Raw genomic sequence first — 14,347 nt, forward strand, 5'->3', positions numbered from 1 at the left:
GATTGAAAAGAAAGGAATTGTAGAAAATGAAGAAGATATGGAAACGAGTGTGTACGGGGCTTCTTGCTCTGACCACAATTTTAACTGCATTACCGACTACATCGGTTTACGCAGCAGAAACACAGTATTGGACAGAGTCCTCAGAGAGAGTCGGATATATTGAACATGTGATGAATGATGGAACCATTCATTCGACATTCAATGAAGGTCACATGAAAGTAGAGGGCGAAACAGCCTATTGTGTAGATATTAACACCGGATTTAAAAATGGATATAAAACCAGACACGATGCAAGTGCCAGTATGAGTACTGCACAGATCGAAGATGTGGCATTGTCACTGGAGTATGTAAAGCAGTATAGGGGCAGTCACAGCAACCTGAATGCGAATCAGGGATATCTGTTGGAACAGTGTGTAGTATGGCAGAGACTGAGTGAATATTTAGGCTGGCAGTGTGATAATGTACGAGCTGCATATTCTGAGATTTCACAGGATATTCAGAATGAAGTGTATGCAGGAGCGAGAGCATTTGTACAGGCGAACAAAGGTCGGTATAAATGTGGAGGATATATCTATACTGGAGAGGGACAGGATCTCGGACAGTTTTGGGCAGAACTGAATGTCGGAAATGCAAAAGTAAAAAAGACAACCGCAAATGAGATTGTCACAAATGGAAATGCAATGTATACCATTGCCGGAGCAACCTTTGGCATATTCTCAGACCAGAATTGCAGCAATCAGATTGGAACACTTACAACAAATGAGAATGGTGAGACAAATGAGGTTGAAGTGACTGCAGGGAATGTTTACATCAAAGAGCTTTCTGCACCGAAGGGATATAAGCTGGATACGACAGTACACAGTCTGAAGGTTGAAGCCGGAAAAACAGCCGTATTAAATGTTTCCGATGTTCCGAAAGTGACAGAGACACTGGTAGACCTGTTCAAGATTGATATGGAGACGGGAAAAGCAACCGCACAGGGTAATGCAGCACTGACAGGAGCAGAATTTACCTGGCATTATTATGACGGACTTTATACAAAAGACAATTTACCAGAGAGAGCAACATGTACCTGGGTTACAAAGACGGTAGCTGAAAAAGACAGTAATGGAACTGTTCATTATGTGACAAAACTGGCAGATGCTTACAAAGTATCAGGAGATACATTTTACACCCAGAATGAAAAAAGCGTATTGCCACTTGGAACACTGACTGTTGAAGAAACCAAAGCACCAGACGGATATTTACTGGACGGAGCTTATATGCAGGCAGGAGACAGTACAGAGCAGATCAAAGGAATGTATCTGACACAGATCACAGAGGACGGAGAACTTGCAGTTCTTTCCGGAAGCAACCAGTATTCCGTATCTGATCAGGTAATCCGAGGTGGTGTGAAGATTCAGAAACGTGATATGGAGACAAAAGACACTAAGGCACAGGGAAGTGCCACATTAAAAGATGCAGCATTTGCAATTATTTCTCTGAACGAGAATCCGGTTCTGGTAGAAGGAAAACTGTACAAGAAAAATGAGACAGTTAAGACAATTCAGACAGGAATTGACGGAGTAGCAACAACATCGGCAGATTTACTTCCATATGGTAAATACAAACTGGAAGAAACCAAAGCACCGGAAGGTTATCTGACTGACGGGGCAAAAGCGATTGAATTTTCGATTACGGAAAATGGAAAAATAGTGGATTTAACAGGCGAAAGCCATTCCATTTACAACCAGATTAAACGTGGAGATTTGGAGGGAGTAAAGATTGGAGCAGGCACACATAAGAGACTTGCCAATGTTCCTTTTAAGATTACGAGCAAAACAACCGGAGAGAGCCATATCGTAGTAACAGATAAAAACGGTCAGTTTTCAACTGCTTCCGATTGGGCGTCTCATAAGAAAAATACAAATGCCGGAACATCCAGTGAGGACGGTATCTGGTTCGGAATTTCTGAGCCGGACGATAGCAAAGGTGCATTACTTTATGACACTTATGAGATTGAGGAGTTATCTTGTGAATCCAACAAAGGCATGAAGCTGATTCCGGCATTTGAAGTTGTTGTGAGCAGAAATAAAGTAACTATCGACCTTGGAACACTGACTGATGAGTATGAAAAAGAGATTACCATTCATACAACTGCAACAGACAAGAAAACAGGCGAAAAAGTAATTGTTGCAGGAAAGAAAGTAACGATTGTGGATACAGTTACTCTGGACGGTCTGGAAGAAGGCAGAAAGTATCAGTTAAAAGGCTGGCAGATGTTGAAAGAGGAAAATGCAGAACTGCTCATTGATGGAAAGCGTGTGGAGAGTGATTACACTTTTGTTGCTGACAGCGAGAAAATGAAAGTAGAAGTTTCTTATACGTTTGATGCATCAGAACTTGGCGGACAGAATCTGGTTACATTTGAAGAATTATATGACCTGAAGAATCCGGAAGAACCTGTAAAAGTTGCAGAGCATAAGGACATTGACGATGAAGGTCAGACAGTCCTGATTACAGAGCGAAAGATTTCGATTCATACCACAGCAACGGATAAGAACGGTAAGAAAGAAATTGAAGCCGGAAAAGATCTGACGATTGTGGATACAGTTACATTAGAAGGATTGGAAATCGGTACAAAGTATAAATTGTCTGGTTGGCAGATGATTAAGGAAGAAAATGCAAAGCTGATCATTGATGGCAAAGAAGTTACCAATGATTATGAATTTACAGCGGACAAGGAAAACATGGAAGTGCAGATTGAGTTTACTTTCGATGGTAGCACTCTTGGAAGAAAACAGCTTGTAACCTTTGAAGAACTGTATGATATAACAAATCTGGAAGAACCGAAAAAGGTAACAGAGCATAAGGAAATCAACGATGAAGGTCAGACTGTAACCATCAAAGAAGTACCGGAAACACCAACCCCAGAGACACCGGGTACTACTACAAAAACCAGTAACCCTCCGAAAACAGGAGACACTGCAAATGCAATTTTATGGATAGCTATTCTGGTATTATCAGCAGCCGGAATCATAGGAGTTCGTATCTGGAATAAAAAGAAACAGGTTAAGAGATTAGGAATTGAAGAAAAGAAAGAAGAGGAGGAGTAAAACAGAGGGCGGCGATAAGCTGCCCTTTGATGATGAAATGGGAAAAAATCAGAAAGCAATAAAAGTATTACAGCGTTTATTTGATGCCGGATACGGAACGGAAAAAGAGATTGTCAATATGGCGATGGATGAAATGCTTGCTTTGCCGGGAGTGAATGTAGCAGATCTGTGCATTATCAGTGAGCTGCAGAAAAGCATTAAGGCAAACAAAGTGATAAGCTATTTGTCAGGAAAAAAAGAAGTAAAGGAAGAAACGAAAGGAGCAGATTATGGTGGAACAACCTAAATATTTGGAAATGACATTATCACAATTGAAATCATATGTGGAATCTTCAGAGAGTAATATTTTTTTGGTTGTAGAATTTCCAAAAGGAGATCAGAAGGATGGAGAATGAATTGGAAGTTGTGAATATCCGTCTGGTAAAAGAGCCGTCTCTTTATAGTGAGCAGACGTTGGACAGTCCACAGGCTGTTGTAGAATTGATGGCGAAGGAGTTATCGCAATATGACAGAGAAGTATTTTGCATCCTGAATATGAAAAATAATGGGCAGGTAATCAATATGAATCTGGTCAGTGTTGGAACAATCAATGCATCTTTGGTAATTCCCAGAGAAGTTTTTAAGAGCAGTATTCTGGCAAATGCTTCTGCAATCATTGGACTTCATAATCATCCCAGTGGCAATGTGAAACCGTCAAAAGAGGATATGATTGTTACGAGAAAGCTGCAGAAGTGCGGACAGCTACTGGGGATAGAATTGCTGGATCATATCATTGTCGGTGGAACTAATGGAAAGATGCTCAGCTTCCGAGAAGAAAAGATGTTGAATGTGACAGGAAGGATGGATTGGGAGAGATAGAAGAAAAAAGAATTAGAAGTTTTTATTTATTGTAATATTTCATGTAGCGGCATTAGTAAAATAGTGTCGCTACAAAAAGCTGACTTATACATTGATATTATATGCATAACTCAAAATAAAATTGTTAAAAATAGAAAAAGAAACAATATATAACGAAAAAATCTCTAAATAAGAGAATTTACATTGACTGAGAGAAGAGTAAAACATATAATAAAGGTGGAGGTGTATAAGAATGTTAGTAAAAGTAAGTGTTGAAAATTTTAAATCTTTTGATAAAGCAGCAGAGCTGACAATGATTTCCTCAAATAAAATACGAACAAATGCAAATCACAGGTTAAAGATAAAAAGTACCCAGTTATTAAAATATGCAGTAGTTTATGGAGCAAATGCATCTGGAAAGACCAATTTGGCATTGTTCTTTAAATTTTTTAAAGATAGTGTCTGCAATGGTATTCCGATAGAAGCTACACAGATGTTTTGTAAGAATCGGCAGGAGAATAAAGAACGAGAAAGTAGTTTTGAAATTCAGATTACTGTAGGTGACAAATTTTATGCCTATGGTTTTTCTGCAGTTTTAAGCAGACGAAAAGTAACCGGAGAATGGTTATATGAATTATATCAGAATGGTTCAGCAAAATGTCTCTTTGAACGAGAAGGAAGTAAACGTCCGGTGTTAAATGATGGTATTACGCTGACAAACACAGAAAAAAATAAATTTGAAACCTATGCAGATGATTTTGAAGGAAATGAAACATCTTTGTTCCTGACAGAAATGAATCGTGGAAAAAAATATAGCACACGATCTAAATTATTATTCTTCCGGGATGTATATGATTGGATTCAGAATCATATTTCGATTATCACACCGGATACGCCATTGATTGATTTGGAATATTATTATGATGATAATTCGCTGAAGCTGATTAACAAATTGATCAAAACATTTGATACGGGTATCAGCCAGGTAAAAATTGAAGAAATTACATTGGATGAGTTATCAAATGCATTGCCGAAATCAGTATTTGATAAGATGATGCAGCATGTAAAAAATAGAATGGAAGAGCAGGAAGAACCATCATTCAGAATGACGATGAGGTCGAAGGAAACTTTCTTTAATATCGAAGTTGAAGGACATTCTGAACCGAAGGTCACAACAATCCGGTTGCATCATAATAAGTCATTTTATGAGTTCGGTTTTGATGAAGAGTCTGATGGAACAAGAAGATTATTCGATTTGATGGATATGCTGTTGAATAAACGAGAAGATGTTCTTTATGTTGTGGATGAATTGGAGAGAAGCTTACATCCGAAGCTGACAGAACGATTTTTGCAATTGTTTATGCAGCTACATGATGAGCAGCGTATGCAGCTATTGTTCACTACACATGAATCATCCATTATGGATCAGGCTATTTTTAGAAGGGATGAAATCTGGTTTGTAGAACGTAACGCAGAAAATGCAAGCTCTATTTATTCCTTAGATCGTTTCAAGGAGAGGTATGATAAGGTGTTGAGCAAGGCATATCTGGAAGGAAGATATGGTGCGATACCGGTATTTTCAACATTCGACTTTAGAGAGGAGGAGTAGCCTTGGCTCCAGTAAGAAGTTATACGAATTGGAATAGCAGAACTACAGATGAAGAAGAACAGATTGAGCCTTATCGTAAGTACTTTTTCATATGTGAGGGTGCAAATACTGAAACATGGTATTTCAAAAAGTTAATTGATATCCGAAAAGAGTTAAATATTCATCCATTGATCGATATCCGGTTACTTGAAAAAACAGAGGGAGACAGGGACATTTCATTTCCAAGACGTTTGATTGAATTTGCAGAAAATCAGAAAGAAAATCCGGAAATAGCGTTTGATAAAGAACGGGATAAGATGATTGTTGTATTTGATGGAGATATTTTTGAAGAAAAAGTACTTGATTATGATGAACTAGTAGCAGAAGGTGAAAAGAATAATATATTAGCGGTTAGCAATCCAGCATTTGAATTGTTCCTGCTGTTACATTATGAAAATTCATATGAAGATGATATTGAGCCGAATGCTGAACAGATTATCCAGAATGAAAAAGATGGACATCAGACATTTATCTATAAGCTGTTACTTGCCAGAACAGGAATCAATCCCAAAAAGAATTCTGCAATTGGAGAACTGGCGAAGAATATAGAGATTGCTATTGAGCAGGAAAAGAAAATCAATGAGGATATTCATCAGTGTAAGGGACAGATTACATGTAATATTGGTCGGATTATTGATGATATTCGGAATGATGATGGAAAATAAGTTGTTAGATGAAAAATAGGGATGGAAAGATACAGTATGAAAGCAGATAATATAAAAAATATAATCAGTGACATAGATCATCTACCGTATAGAGCAATTTTATTTGATGGAACATGGGGAATTGGAAAATCTTATGCGGTAAATGAGGCATTAGAAGCAAATCCCAATGTTTGTAAAATATCAATGTTTGGTTTAAAAGACCCAAAACAAATATATCATGAAGCGTTATTTCAATTGGCTTTAAAGAATAATATTGGTGGGAAAATAGGTGAAATTGCTAATAATGTTTTAGATGGTCTATCGAAAATTTGGGATAAAGTTGGTCAGGCAAAGGAAGTAGTACAAAGCATTGCCAATGAAAGAGAATTGTTTTTATTATTGTCAAAAGAGTTTACTTCTGTTCATATTATTGTAATAGATGACTTGGAAAGAATGAGTGATGACATAAATTTGGAAGATATATTTGGAATTATAGAAGAACTCAAGCAATGTAATTATGTAAAAGTTATTGTGATTGCGAATACAGATGAAATACAATCGGACAAAAAAGTTGTATTTGAAAAGTATAATGAAAAGGTCATTGAAAGAATATATCATATTACAGAACGTGCAGAGAAAGTGACATGGAGTAAAATGAATATCCATGCAGACTTTGTTGAAAAATTCTTGGAAATCCATAAAGTCAAAAATTTACGGACGCTCGAAAAGGCGCAACGTTTTTTTGAAGATGTAAAATTGTTTTGTAATAGTGACATGAGTGAGCAATTTAAAGAAGAATTAAGGTTAATATGCTTTGCTGTTGTTGTGGAGAGTATAGAAAACTTGTACTATAAAGAAATTGATTCTGATAATACTAATACTGATTCTGTAGAAAAAATGACAAATACGATTGGAAATATGCTTCAGCATAGAATTGGCAGATATCTTTATGGAATAAAGTGTAGTACAAATTTGGTAGAAATGATACTGAAATATTATGAGGAAGGGGTACTAAATGAAGAACAATTGGAGGCTGAATACAAGTTATTTCTTAATTCAGGAGATAAGCCTAACTATTATAAGTCAGATGAGGAAATAAGGAGTGTATTACCTATTTTAAGAGAGAAAATGCTTGAAGCAAAGAGTTTAGCAGAATTAAATGAATTTGCAGATGCGTACGTTGTTTGGAGTGATGTTTTAGAGGAAAATAATGAAAGTGTTTTATCAGAATATAGAAATATTTTAGAAGAAATGCTGGAAAAAACTGTTTTAGATGGGAAAGAGGAAATGCTATCGTATTCATATGATTTGTTTCACATGTCATCGGAAAAGACAAAAAGAATATATCAAGAAGAAAATAAAGAAATGATGAAATTTTTAATAGAGATATATGTGGGATATTTGAAAAAAACAACTCATGGGAAAAAGGCTTATGAGTATTCATATAAACTTAGAAATAATTTTGATAGTAGTTATTATCATGATATTATCATATCAGAGATAGACAATTTGTATAATAAAATTTCTTTTCCAGTAGACAATGTGGATGAGGATAGATATCATACGTGTTATAATATTATGTATGTTTTGTATCATTCAGATGCTGAAAAATTCTTGCAGTATTGTGAAAAAATAAAAGAAGATTGTGATAATATGTCAAGGCATAGAATAGATGTTTTGATTGAGGAGATAGTAAAAAAGTAAAAGTAAATTTACATAGCCAGATGGTTCCAACTCAAGGAATCACCTGGCTATTTTCATGCCCGGATATTATCCCCAATAATATCAATCTAAGGCAAGAAAGGAGATGAAAATTATGCCATATATACCACCATCGGTCGTGCGGGAGGTCAAGCGGATGGATTTGCTTACGTACTTGAAAAATTATGAACCATACGAATTAGTTCACTTTTCTGGCAACACCTACACTACCAGAACACACGATAGTTTGAAAATATCAAATGGGAAATGGATGTGGTGGAGTCAGAGAACCGGTGGCAGATCAGCACTGGATTATCTGATCAAAGTAAAAGGATACAGTTTTTTAGAGGCGGTTGAATTGCTTGCAGAACGGGCAAATATTCAGCCGCCACTTTCTGTATCTGAGAATGTTCCGATGGAAAAACAGTTACTGTTGCCAAAGAAAAATCAAGATGATCAGAAAGTGATTGTGTATCTTTCAGGACGTGGGATTGATAAGGAAATCATTCAGTTTTGTCTGGAGTCCGGAAGAGTTTATGAAAGTGAATTTCATCACAATACGGTGTTTGTAGGGATGGATGAGAAAGAAAATCCGAAATATGCAGCTATTAGGGGAATCGGAACCAGTTTTATCGGAGAAGCAAATGGAAGCGATAAGAATTACTCTTTTTCCATTTTTACAGAGAAACCCAATGATACGGTGCATCTGTTTGAGTCAGCCATTGATCTGCTATCTTATGCAACATTGCAGAAATTGGAGGGGAAGGAGTGGAGAAGAGAACATTTATTGTCACTGGCAGGTGTCTATCAGCCAGCAAAAGAAATTGAAAAAAGTAAAGTCCCTGCAGCGTTGGCGAGAGCACTAAAAATGCATCCAGAGGTGAAGACAATCGTTCTGCATTTGGACAATGACCGTATTGGAAGACTTGCCACAAAAGCAATTTCTACAGTACTTCCGAAGCAATATCAGGTAAAAGATGTACCGCCAAAACAAGGAAAAGATTATAACGATCTGCTCTGTATCAAGTTAAATCTGGCAATTACAAAGCGGGAAAAAAGCACGAAAAAGAGTATGCCTGGTCATGAAAAATATGAGAGATAGAAGGTGAAAAAAGATATGAAAATTGCAAGATATGAGCTGAAGGTTGTGCATAAGAAAGAGTTGATTTTGACGATGGAAGATGATGTGGACAGTGAAGAACTGTTGAAGATTTTTCTGGAAACACAGGTGAAAGAAGAAAAAGAACAGAATGAATTGCTTGGAATTATTGCTGAGAAAGTGTCAGAAGAAGACTGTACGGAGCAGTGTGAAAGTTGTCAAAAGTATTGCCCGGTGAGTGAAGAATGCATGGCAACTGATGAAAATGTACGATGCACAGAGTGTGAAACTTGCAGGATATGTGAACTGAAAGAATAAAAAAACATTTGCTTTTCGGCAAGTAAATCTTCTGATACCCGGAACCGTGAGACGGGTGCAGAAGAATACACAATACCAGCAAGCAACGCCTTTGGATTGCCACACAGGTTTCCTGTCTGTCAGTCCAGCGGCAGCTTGTCAGGGAGAATCCCTGAAACCCTTAGAAAAATTTACAATATGGAGAAACAGGAGACATGAAGAAAATGATTTTATTTGTTGCAGGAATATTTGTAGGAAGTGCGGTCGGTGTAATTGCAATGTGCATTTTACAGGTGAACAGAAAATAAGTGAAGGAGAAAGAAAATGGCAAGTATTGATTTGACAATTAGAAATAAGAAAAAAGAAGCAAAACGGTATGAAGCGTATTTAAAGAAGTTGGGCAAAAAGAAAGTGGAACAGAAGAAAGGGGAACAGAAGAAATGATAGCAGAAAAAGTATTTGCGGAAGGAGTGGCAAAGGATATTCGTAATTATCTTCCACCAGAGTACGAAGATGCAGATTTTCAGGTCGTGCAGAAAAATAAAAATAATGGAATTCAGTTAATAGGAGTACAGGTAAATCTTCCGGAAAGAAATGCAAGTCCGATTATTTATATGGAACAATTCTTTGATGAAATCCGACAAGGGGAACCTGTTGAGCGTGTAATGAACAGGATTGCAAGTTGTATAGAGAAATCGAGCCGGGCTCCATTTATGAATAGCGGGATTGATCTGACAAACTATGATTCGTTAAAAGAGCATCTGGCAATTAAACTTGTGAACACACAGGCAAATCGAAAGATGCTGCAGGAAATGCCTCATGAAAATATTGAAGATTTATCTGCTATCTGCTATGTGGATTTCCCAGTAGATTCTAGAGAAGGAAAAGCGACTATGGAGATAAGAAATCAATATCTCAGTATTTGGAATATTGATGAAAAAGCGTTGTTTCAACAGGCAAGGGCAAACACACAGCCGATAAATACACCAGTTCTTCAGACAATGTTTGGAACATGGAAAAGCCTTTTTGATGAAGACGCATGTGTAAAGAATCTATTAGATGAGAATACAACGGAATTTGGACTTAGTTCGCATGAAACAGCCTATGTACTTACGAATATGGAAAACCAGTATGGAGCATCTATGATTACTCAACCAGAGGTTTTAAATAAACTCAATCAGCTTTTTCCAGAAGGATTTTATGTTCTTCCGTCATCAGTCCATGAAGTTTTGATTGTACCGGATAATGGCGAAGTTGAACCAAGAAGATTGGGCGAAATGGTGCGGGAAGTAAACCGGGCAGAGGTTAAGCGTGAGGAGGTTCTCTCAGACAGAGTTTACAGATACGATAAAGAAAAACACCAGATTCGCCAGGAACCAGATTCTATACAGAAAGCAAAGGAGATGGAGCGTTGAGAAAACGTAATGTAGCAATTCTTTTTCGGTTGAACAAAAAGGAAGCCGAGGTATTGGATAAGAAAGTAAAGAAAAGCGGACTGAACCGAGAAGCGTACCTGAGACAGTTAATCTCCGGTGTTGTTCCCAAAGATGCACCGCCGCCAGATTATTATTCTATGATGCGGGAACTTCACAAAATTGGAAATAACTTAAATCAGATTGCACAGAAAGCACATGTGTTAAATGTGGTAGATATGCAGCGATACGATCAGGAAGTGCAGAAGTTCAATGAAGCAGTCCGTAAGATTACAGAAGCAGTAATACTTCCGGAGAAAAACGAATCATGGCAGTGACATCAATCTGGAGTATCAAAGGTTGGATAGGAAAAGTAATTAAGTATGCGGAGAACCCGGACAAGACGAAAGAGAACAATGAAGGGCAGATATCTGAGAATCAATCACAATCCACACAGGGATTAGAGGATGTAATTACCTATGCGGTGAATACTGAAAAGACCAGACGGGGACAATCTGAATCTATGGAAAGGGAACTTGTCGGAGAATCGGAAGAACTGATGGAACAGTATGTATCTGGAGTTAATTGTGCACCGACAACCGCCAGAGAAGAAATGATCGCAGTCAAAAAGCGTTTTGGAAAAGAGGACGGAATTGTTGCATTTCATGGATACCAGTCTTTTGCACCGGGAGAATGTAATCCGGCAATGGCACATGAGATCGGAAAGAAGCTGGCAGAAGAATTGTGGGGCAGTCAGTATCAGGTATTGATTGCAACCCATTTGGATAAGGCAAATCATCTGCACAATCATTTTGTGGTGAACGCAGTTTCATTCCTTGACGGAAAAAGATACCACAGGACAAATCAGGATTATCGTGATATGCGAATGGTGTCGGACCGTTTATGTAAAGAATATCAGCTATCGGTTGTGCAACAGCCAGAACAGGGAAAAGGAAAACATTATGCCGAGTGGCAGGCAGAACAGGAAGGAAAGCCGAGTTATCACAGCATGGTAAAAGCAGATGTTGATGAAGCAATCCGAAAAGCGAGGACTGAAAAACAGTTCTTTTTTTATTTGCGGGAAAAAGGATATTCTTTTAAGTTCGGGAAAGACATTACCATTCGCCCGGAAGGGCGGGAGCGAGGTCTGAAGCTAAAGCGGAATTTTGGAGAGAATTATTCACTGGAAGCAATCCGGGTTCGAATTCTGGAAGAAAATGAATTACTCGCCGAGAAAAAACTTCCGATTCTAGGGCATTACCGGATTCGAATATCCGGGAATTCCTATCAGCCAAGGAAGATTGGAGGACTTCGGGGATTATATTTACATTATTGTTATCTTTTGGGAATCCTGCCAAAGATCCACCCGTCAATATCTTCCAAACAAGTGCATGTCTTGCTCCGGGAGGATTTGTTAAAACTGAATACTATTTCAAAAGAGGCGAAGCTACTCTGCCATTATCACATAGATACTGCAGAGAAGCTTTTTTCATTGAAAGAAAGGTTGCAGAAGAAAATGGAGCAGTGCGTGGAGGAACGGAAGCACCTGCGTTATAAGATCCGGGCGGACAGACCGGAAGAAGAAATACAGGACCTGAAAGAACAGATAAAAGGTCTGACAGAAGAAATTGGAACGCTCAGAAAGGAGGTGGTGCTTTGCGATGGGATTGCCGCACGTTCCAAGGTGATTGAAGAAAAATTTAAGATGGTGCGGGAAGAAAAAGAGAAGAAGGAGGAACAAAGCCATGAACACATCAGGCGAAGCCGCTGACCAGGTGGTACGAATGTCTCTGGAAGTCGGTGAAGCTGCATTGAAAATCAGCGGTACAGGTGCGAAGCATCTGGCAGTGATGTTGTATGCAGTCTTAAAAGAGAAGAAAAAGACAAAAGGCAGGGCAAGACTTGAGACACTGGTCAAATCGGGTAGACCACTGACGGTGTTTTCAGTGAAAGAAAGTGACCTGAAGCAGTTTGTGCAGGAAGCAAAACGATATGGCGTGTTGTATTGTGCAGTCCGAAATCCTAAAGGAAGCAGTGACGGACTGGTAGATGTGATTGTAAAGGAAGAAGATGCACCAAGAATCAACCGTATCGTAGACAGATTCCAGTTCGCATCTGTTACAGAAGCGGCGAAGATTAAGACGCAAATTGAACGGACACGTGCAGAAAAAGCGAAAGCCAGAAAATCGGAGAAGCAGGAAAAGAAACCGGAAAAGGTACAGACTCAGCAGGAAAAACAGGGACAGGCGGAGCCGGAGAAAGATTATCCACAGAAATCCAAGGAGGATCAGCTTATGGACGAATTGTTAGGAGAGCTGGTGAAGAAAGAGGGTAAGGAGCAAAACCCCTCTTTGGCAAAGACAACCAAATCCCGTCTGTCCGAGCCTACCTCAAAGAAGCAAGAGAAAACCGCAGAGGGTACTTCTAAGTTATACGCTCCGGAAAAACCAGAGAGACCATCGGTCAGAAAGGAACTTCGGGAGATACAGAATGCAAGGAAGAAAGAAGCGGAGCGGCGTGAGCATAGAAATGATCCGGTGAGAAATCAGGGCAATAAAGACCGGAATCAGATTCGCCACCAACAGCCACAACAGAAACGAAAACCAAGAAAAGGGAAAGAGAGGTAAATTTTATGGATAACAGTTTTGATTCTTTATTAAATGTATCTGCCGTACCACAGGACGATAAGGTACAGGCATTTATCGCAGAGAGTAAGAATAACCGGAATCGTTGCTATGAGTTGTCAGAACAGGTAACCGCACAGGTAGCGACAGACGGTCAGATGTTCCAGAAATATCTGGACGTGCAGAGTACCTTTGACCGTTATACGGCAAATAATGCACTTCTGATTCTTGCACAGAGACCAGATGCACAGAGATTAGGGGATTATGGATATTGGAGAGACCATGGAACTTATGTAAAACGTATGGAGCGTCAAAATCCAATTTTGATCATGGAGCCGGGAAAGACTTATGAACGTGAAGACGGTTCGATAGGAACGTATTACAATGCGAAAAAGTTGTATGATATTTCCCAGACAACGATGACGGATAAGACGGCAAAAGAAAATCAGTATGATGAGAGAAGCCTGATCCGGGCATTAGTGAGCAATCCTCCGGCAAATATTGTTGCAGCAGAGCCTGATCAGATGCCTGATGAAAAGGGGGCATATTTTGAACCGGAAGAAAAATGCATCTATGTAAGAAAGGGCATGGACGCACAGGAAATTTTTCAGAGCCTTGTGCCGGAACTGGTATTTGCAGGATATGCAGAAGGCAATCCGGACTATGACAGGAGTGAAGATGCGTTCCACGCATATTGTGCGTCCTATATGTTGTCTAAAAAGTATGGAATGGATATCAGCCAGTTTGATTTTACCCATGCACCGGAGTTTTTTGAAAATATGGAACCGCAGGAGGTAAGAGGAGAACTTTCCAAAGCGAGAGATGCAGCCAATGCAATTTCCGGAAGAATGGCGAAAGTGTTGGAACAGGATAAAAATCTGAACCAGCGTCAGCAGGGAAGAGCAGAGAATGGTCAGAAAGAATCTGAAGCAAAAACAGGCGAACAGAAAACACAGGAGCATGACCGTGGTATGGCACGCTAAGAACATC

Annotated in this window: 14 protein-coding genes; all 14 read left to right on the forward strand. The window is 38.8% G+C overall.

The features are described 5' to 3' along the window. Window positions 1–26: 26 nt before the first annotated feature. The 14 genes from ACIRUQ_RS14910 to ACIRUQ_RS14975 all read left to right on the forward strand — a co-directional run bounded on the left by ACIRUQ_RS14910 (window position 27) and on the right by ACIRUQ_RS14975 (window position 14,340). Window positions 27–3,095, forward strand: coding sequence for a VaFE repeat-containing surface-anchored protein (locus tag ACIRUQ_RS14910; RefSeq protein ID WP_404856506.1), 3,069 nt, complete (start codon window positions 27–29; stop codon window positions 3,093–3,095). Continuing rightward, window positions 3,067–3,381 (forward strand): hypothetical protein, encoded by a 315-nt coding sequence (locus ACIRUQ_RS14915; RefSeq protein ID WP_082432805.1) that lies wholly within the window; start codon window positions 3,067–3,069, stop codon window positions 3,379–3,381. The genes ACIRUQ_RS14910 and ACIRUQ_RS14915 overlap by 29 nt, the downstream gene beginning before the upstream one ends. Window positions 3,382–3,479: 98 nt before the next feature. Further along, on the forward strand, window positions 3,480–3,953 hold the full coding sequence (locus ACIRUQ_RS14920; protein WP_006426187.1) for a JAB domain-containing protein: 474 nt from the start codon (window positions 3,480–3,482) through the stop codon (window positions 3,951–3,953). Between the two features lie 232 nt (window positions 3,954–4,185). Beyond that, window positions 4,186–5,541, forward strand: a complete 1,356-nt coding sequence (locus tag ACIRUQ_RS14925; RefSeq protein ID WP_009268661.1) for an ATP/GTP-binding protein — start codon at window positions 4,186–4,188, stop codon at window positions 5,539–5,541. 2 nt (window positions 5,542–5,543) lie between these two features. After that, window positions 5,544–6,245 (forward strand): RloB family protein, encoded by a 702-nt coding sequence (locus tag ACIRUQ_RS14930; protein ID WP_055290367.1) that lies wholly within the window; start codon window positions 5,544–5,546, stop codon window positions 6,243–6,245. Window positions 6,246–6,281: 36 nt separating this feature from the next. After that, window positions 6,282–7,928, forward strand: coding sequence for a P-loop NTPase fold protein (locus tag ACIRUQ_RS14935; RefSeq protein ID WP_055290366.1), 1,647 nt, complete (start codon window positions 6,282–6,284; stop codon window positions 7,926–7,928). Window positions 7,929–8,040: 112 nt separating this feature from the next. Next, on the forward strand, window positions 8,041–9,027 hold the full coding sequence (locus tag ACIRUQ_RS14940) for a DUF3991 and TOPRIM domain-containing protein (protein ID WP_156330973.1): 987 nt from the start codon (window positions 8,041–8,043) through the stop codon (window positions 9,025–9,027). Window positions 9,028–9,042: 15 nt separating this feature from the next. Further along, window positions 9,043–9,342: a hypothetical protein gene (locus ACIRUQ_RS14945; protein WP_055290378.1), complete on the forward strand. Its 300-nt coding sequence runs from the start codon at window positions 9,043–9,045 to the stop codon at window positions 9,340–9,342. A gap of 194 nt (window positions 9,343–9,536) precedes the next feature. Next, on the forward strand, window positions 9,537–9,629 hold the full coding sequence (locus ACIRUQ_RS14950; protein ID WP_080656577.1) for a DUF3789 domain-containing protein: 93 nt from the start codon (window positions 9,537–9,539) through the stop codon (window positions 9,627–9,629). A 132-nt stretch (window positions 9,630–9,761) separates the two neighbouring features. Beyond that, the gene (locus ACIRUQ_RS14955; RefSeq protein ID WP_028087750.1) at window positions 9,762–10,736 is read left to right on the forward strand and encodes a DUF5688 family protein; all 975 of its coding nucleotides are present in this window, start codon (window positions 9,762–9,764) and stop codon (window positions 10,734–10,736) included. Further along, window positions 10,733–11,071, forward strand: a complete 339-nt coding sequence (locus ACIRUQ_RS14960; protein WP_055290364.1) for a plasmid mobilization protein — start codon at window positions 10,733–10,735, stop codon at window positions 11,069–11,071. The genes ACIRUQ_RS14955 and ACIRUQ_RS14960 overlap by 4 nt, the downstream gene beginning before the upstream one ends. Beyond that, on the forward strand, window positions 11,062–12,504 hold the full coding sequence (locus ACIRUQ_RS14965; protein ID WP_055290363.1) for a relaxase/mobilization nuclease domain-containing protein: 1,443 nt from the start codon (window positions 11,062–11,064) through the stop codon (window positions 12,502–12,504). The genes ACIRUQ_RS14960 and ACIRUQ_RS14965 overlap by 10 nt, the downstream gene beginning before the upstream one ends. Further along, complete coding sequence (locus ACIRUQ_RS14970; protein ID WP_055290362.1) at window positions 12,479–13,360, forward strand: DUF3801 domain-containing protein; 882 nt, start codon at window positions 12,479–12,481, stop codon at window positions 13,358–13,360. The genes ACIRUQ_RS14965 and ACIRUQ_RS14970 overlap by 26 nt, the downstream gene beginning before the upstream one ends. Before the next feature lie 5 nt (window positions 13,361–13,365). Further along, on the forward strand, window positions 13,366–14,340 hold the full coding sequence (locus ACIRUQ_RS14975; RefSeq protein ID WP_055290361.1) for a hypothetical protein: 975 nt from the start codon (window positions 13,366–13,368) through the stop codon (window positions 14,338–14,340). Window positions 14,341–14,347: the final 7 nt, after the last annotated feature.

Origin of the sequence: Eubacterium ramulus, assembly GCF_045002895.1 — a bacterium.
Taxonomy (GTDB): domain Bacteria; phylum Bacillota; class Clostridia; order Lachnospirales; family Lachnospiraceae; genus Eubacterium_I; species Eubacterium_I ramulus.

What these genes read in the sequence shown, in the direction of transcription:
- ACIRUQ_RS14955 (WP_028087750.1), top strand. Translation starts at nt 9,762, where the DNA reads ATGATAGCAGAAAAAGTATTTGCGGAAGGAGTGGCAAAGGATATTCGT.
- ACIRUQ_RS14945 (WP_055290378.1), top strand. Translation starts at nt 9,043, where the DNA reads ATGAAAATTGCAAGATATGAGCTGAAGGTTGTGCATAAGAAAGAGTTG.
- ACIRUQ_RS14910 (WP_404856506.1), top strand. Translation starts at nt 27, where the DNA reads ATGAAGAAGATATGGAAACGAGTGTGTACGGGGCTTCTTGCTCTGACC.
- ACIRUQ_RS14975 (WP_055290361.1), top strand. Translation starts at nt 13,366, where the DNA reads ATGGATAACAGTTTTGATTCTTTATTAAATGTATCTGCCGTACCACAG.
- ACIRUQ_RS14940 (WP_156330973.1), top strand. Translation starts at nt 8,041, where the DNA reads ATGCCATATATACCACCATCGGTCGTGCGGGAGGTCAAGCGGATGGAT.
- ACIRUQ_RS14920 (WP_006426187.1), top strand. Translation starts at nt 3,480, where the DNA reads ATGGAGAATGAATTGGAAGTTGTGAATATCCGTCTGGTAAAAGAGCCG.
- ACIRUQ_RS14970 (WP_055290362.1), top strand. Translation starts at nt 12,479, where the DNA reads ATGAACACATCAGGCGAAGCCGCTGACCAGGTGGTACGAATGTCTCTG.
- ACIRUQ_RS14925 (WP_009268661.1), top strand. Translation starts at nt 4,186, where the DNA reads ATGTTAGTAAAAGTAAGTGTTGAAAATTTTAAATCTTTTGATAAAGCA.
- ACIRUQ_RS14950 (WP_080656577.1), top strand. Translation starts at nt 9,537, where the DNA reads ATGAAGAAAATGATTTTATTTGTTGCAGGAATATTTGTAGGAAGTGCG.
- ACIRUQ_RS14935 (WP_055290366.1), top strand. Translation starts at nt 6,282, where the DNA reads ATGAAAGCAGATAATATAAAAAATATAATCAGTGACATAGATCATCTA.
- ACIRUQ_RS14965 (WP_055290363.1), top strand. Translation starts at nt 11,062, where the DNA reads ATGGCAGTGACATCAATCTGGAGTATCAAAGGTTGGATAGGAAAAGTA.